This window comes from Psychromonas hadalis ATCC BAA-638, assembly GCF_000420245.1.
In the GTDB taxonomy this organism is placed as follows: domain Bacteria; phylum Pseudomonadota; class Gammaproteobacteria; order Enterobacterales; family Psychromonadaceae; genus Psychromonas; species Psychromonas hadalis.
The window spans coordinates 1-4522 of the sequence record NZ_ATUO01000220.1 but is presented as its reverse complement, the minus strand read 5'-3'; the positions used below and the strand labels follow the sequence as shown (position 1 = coordinate 4522).

Genomic DNA, 4522 nt, shown 5'->3' with positions numbered 1-4522 from the left:
AATCGTTACAAAATAACTTGCGATAAATTGTTTCCAAAAAGCCTTAAGGAATCGTTACAAAATAACTTGCGATAAATTATTTCTAAAAAGCCTTAAATGACTGGCTATTTTAAAAACAAAATCGCAAGTAATATTGAAGCCAATCCTAAATGACTGGCTATTTTAAAAACAAAATCGCAAGTAATGTTGAAGCCAATCCTTAATAAGTCGCTTCGCGTTTTTCAGCTTCTGCTTGCCACTCTGGTACTAATGTTTTTAAGAATGCTTGCTTCTCTTTATTCATTTTGTCCATATCCATCCCCAATGCTTTTTGAGCAGCTTCCTTGGTTGAGATATCAGGCAGTTGAATTGGATCAGTGATCCCTTTCTTCGCTAATAGACGAATAAGCTTAGTACGTGCATCAGCTGCTTTATCGACCGCAGTGCCTAATACACTTAATGCCACTTCTGGCGCATGCATATGTATACCATGAGAGGCAATTGAATAGTCCCATCGCCACTGTGCATGACGAATATCTTGTAAGATATCTTTCATCTCAGCTTCTGTTGCACCCGCGTCCCATGCCGCTTTAGCTTCAAAGTGAGCAGCGACAATCTGTTTCTCTGCAATCAGTTTCATCTCTAATACTTGCGCTTTACGTGTTGCAACCACATCTTGTAACATCGTTTTACTTTGTGTATGACAGTTCGCACAGGTATTTTCAAACCGATCAAAGGGATTACCCACTTTATGATCAGTAAATACGGTGCCATCTTCGTTTTCAACTTTAGGCATATGGCAATCAACACAAGTTACGTTGTTTTTGCCGTGAATACCTTGTGTCCATGTTTCATAACCTGGATGTTGCGCTTTTAACATCGGTGCTTTTGATACTTTATGGGTCCAATCTTTAAAACCAATCGCATCGTAATAAGCTTCCATATCACCTACTTTCATGCCGTTATCCCATGGGAATTTTACCGCTTTGGTGGGGCCTGTGAAGTAGTATTCTACATGACATTGCGCACAAACTTGTGCTTGCTTATCTAGGCGAGGTTGTTCTGCAAACGGTTTATTAATGGTTTCCATCGCACGTAAAACATGTGGACGTGTAAGTTTAAGTGCTGGCTCACCATTTTTAAATGCTTTACTGCGCGTATCATGACAATCGGAACAGCCAATCGCATTGACGATTTCAGCCCCACCTTTTGCCCATTTTCCAGTAAAATAAGCGTCTTCACCATTCTCTTCTAAGAAACGTGCAACATCGGGACTTTTACAACTCCAACATGACATGACCATCGGACCAGATTTACCATCTTTAGGGGCACCCGTACGTAATGTATTACGAATATCATCAATGGCATAAAAATGACCACGAGGTTTGTTATAATCTTTTGAGAAACCATACCCCGCCCACATGATAACCATTAAGGGATCTTCTGCTAATCCGTCCGCTAATTCACTGCTTTCGCTGGTTGCTTTCCATGTTTTATATTGTTCAGGGTGTGCTTGCTCAAACTTCTCATTGCGAGGTTCAAGTTGTTCAGTGTTGTTTTCTGCCGCAATCAAGTTACTACTTAGCAAGGTCGCTAATAGTAATGAGAGTACGGTTGTTAATTTGTTCACCATAATTATCTCCAATTAAGTATTCACTTATTTATATAAATTTAAGCATTACCAGCGTTGTGAGGGAGGCAATAAAACAAGAATTGAAGATACAAAAAGGTTATATGATGTAGATAACTAAAACCAACTGTTTTAGTGGGTTTTACGATCGCAAATAAGCCTAATCAACAAAAGATTGTTTCACATCAATAACATCAAATCAAATAAAAGTGATAATCAATATCAACTTAACCTCGCGAAAAGTCCACACATTATTGACCTATCCTGCCCTTTCAAAACAAATACCTACCTATTAAGGGATATTTTTACGTGGCATTAATATCCAGATCACAATTGTGGTTAATAAACTTTCCCTCAGTCGGTTTATTTACTTATATTGAAACCTGTTAAGCGTTGTGGCTGGCATCAAAAAATGAGAATGAATTTAAACGTAAAAAGTTAAAATATGGCAATCATGTTGATAACTTTTGTACCTAAATTTTAAACTAGGTTTCTTAATGACGTTATTAAGATTCTCATGGAAGGATGCAAAATGGATAATGTAAAATTAGCCATCGCTACAATGATTAACGCGCTGTTAATTCTCTGTATCACTGGTTTTTTATCAACCGTTTCTGCTGAAACACCCCCCACTAAAGCACACCAAGTCGATATTCGTCATGTGGTTACCTATAACCGTGATAGTGACTATAAATGTACTCAGTGTCATAAAGACGCCAAACAATCTCTGCTGAATACGCATGGCGAAAAAGTCACCGAGGAGCTCGGTAAAGAGCTTAAATGTGTTCAGTGTCATGACACTATATCAGCAGATCATCGCGAAAATTCCCCGACGGTGACGAAATACTCACCAGCACAATCCAAAATGTCTAGCAATAAACATCAGCTGAGTTTTGAGTCAATTTTGAGTAGCACTGCAAATTGTACTGAATGTCATACGCCAGCAAAATTGCGTGAACAAAACTGGACACATGATGTACACGCCAAAAATGCAACCTGTTCAAACTGTCATGTGGTACATGCCGATGGTGAAACACAGGGCATACAAGCAAAACCAAAAAAACAACAGATTGAGATGTGCGTAGCATGCCATCAAGATTTTAACTCAACTGATTTTAAAGGAGAGTGATATGAGCTGTAGTAGACGAGACTTATTAATCGGTACTGGTGCCATTATTTTTACCACAGGTATCACCTCTGTGGCAGCTTCCGTGAGTAGCAAAACGTTAACCGCCACCATGAGTGATGGCAAGAAACGTTATGGCATGGTGTTTGATTCAAGCGCGTGTATCGGTTGTACAAAATGTGAAGAAGCATGCCGTGAAACCAATAATGTCCCCGATGGGGTATCTCGCTTAGAGATTATCCGTAGTGCCCCGATTGGTGAGCATCCTGATGTGACTTACCGTTTTGACAGGAACTCGTGCCAACACTGTGATAACGCACCTTGTGTGCATGTTTGTCCAACAGGGGCAGCTTATAAAGATGAAGCCACGGGTATTATTGATGTAGAAAGTGATAAATGCGTGGGTTGTGGTTACTGCCTTGCAGCTTGTCCTTATCAAGTGCGTTTCTTTCATCCAGAAACAGGCTCGGCTGATAAGTGTAATTTCTGTCGCGACACTAATTTAAAAGCAGGTAAATTACCCGCTTGTGTTTTATCTTGCCCAACCAATGCGTTGGTATTTGGCGATCTCAACGATCCAAACAGTGAGATAAACAAAGTAATTGCAAATAATTCGGTCTATCGCAATAAAGTAGAGCTAGGCACACAGCCAAAACTTTACAAAATTGTTGATGGTAAAGGGGAGATACAACGATGAATACATTTATTGACGCTTTTTCAGGTGCAAATGTCGTATGGGATTGGATTATCGCGGTTTACCTGTTTTTAGCGGGGATGTCTGCGGGCATGGTGATGATCGCTATCTACCTAAAACGTAACATAATAGAGGGACGCGCAGCCGATAATGGGATTATCAAGGCAACCGCTATTCTTGCACCCTTTGGCATTATTGCGGGATTGACCATCTTAGTTTTCCATCTCACTAAACCATTAGTATTTTGGAAGATAATGATCTACATAAACCCCACCTCCATTATGTCGATGGGCGTTATTCTGTTTAATGTCTACATGACTATCTTATTTACATGGTTAGCACTGATCTTCAAAGATGAACTGCTCGCTATTCTGAATAGATTTGTGGGTGATAAACTTAACTTTATTGGCGAACTTATTGATAAAATAAAACCCTTTGAGAAAGCCATAGAGTTAGTTTTAGTTATTTTAGCGATAACATTAGCGGCTTACACCGGCTTTTTATTATCCGCATTAAAAACGTTCCCGCTACTCAATAACCCAGTATTGCCGGTGTTATTTGTATTCTCCAGTTTATCGTCTGGCGCGGCAGCAAGTTTAATGTTTGGTGTGCTGCTGTTTAAGCAACCCATGCACTGTCCATCTGTTAAATGGGTACACAATTTTGAACGCCCTGTTGTACTGTTTGAACTATTTCTACTGGTCTGTTTTTTCTCTGGTCTTATTTTAGGCGGAGGTCAAAAAGAGGTGGCGGCAATGGCGGCTATCGGCGCTGGATTTTGGGCTAGTTGGTTCTGGATAGGTGTGGTCGGTTTCGGTATGCTACTGCCTCTTATCTTAAACTTTGTTGCCTGTGAGAAAACACGTCACAAAAGCAGTTTTCTGTTTACGGTGACCGGGCTTAGTTTATTAGGGGTGTTGATGTTACGTACCTTTGTACTCTATGCGGGGCAGCTAACTGTTGTATAAAAAGCTCGTAGCCAAGGTTTCAGCCTTGTTGTTGGTTATTTGTACAAAACCCAATAAAAACTGAAGCCTGATAATCCCCACAAGTTTATTATGTGGGTGAAAGCTTCACTTGGACGTAGGACTTC

Annotated in this window: 4 protein-coding genes; 3 read left to right on the top strand and 1 reads right to left on the bottom strand. The window is 40.0% G+C overall.

From position 1 onward, the window contains the following. Window positions 1–199 precede the first annotated feature (199 nt). On the bottom strand, window positions 200–1612 hold the full coding sequence (nrfA, locus tag G322_RS0117635; RefSeq protein WP_022943020.1) for an ammonia-forming nitrite reductase cytochrome c552 subunit: 1413 nt from the start codon (window positions 1610–1612) through the stop codon (window positions 200–202). Between the two features lie 529 nt (window positions 1613–2141). Between nrfA and G322_RS0117630 the strand changes: the two genes are divergently transcribed. Genes G322_RS0117630 through nrfD form a run of 3 tightly spaced genes read left to right on the top strand, consistent with a single transcriptional unit; the run spans window position 2142 to window position 4397 of the window. Then, window positions 2142–2738 carry a multiheme c-type cytochrome gene (locus G322_RS0117630; RefSeq protein ID WP_022943019.1) on the top strand — a complete coding sequence of 199 codons (597 nt, stop codon included), beginning with the start codon at window positions 2142–2144 and terminating at the stop codon, window positions 2736–2738. Between the two features lies 1 nt (window position 2739). After that, the gene (gene nrfC / locus G322_RS0117625; RefSeq protein ID WP_022943018.1) at window positions 2740–3432 is read left to right on the top strand and encodes a cytochrome c nitrite reductase Fe-S protein; all 693 of its coding nucleotides are present in this window, start codon (window positions 2740–2742) and stop codon (window positions 3430–3432) included. Further along, window positions 3429–4397 (top strand): cytochrome c nitrite reductase subunit NrfD, encoded by a 969-nt coding sequence (gene nrfD, locus G322_RS0117620; RefSeq protein ID WP_022943017.1) that lies wholly within the window; start codon window positions 3429–3431, stop codon window positions 4395–4397. Before nrfC ends, nrfD begins: the two co-directional genes overlap by 4 nt. The last annotated feature ends 125 nt before the right edge of the window (window positions 4398–4522 follow it).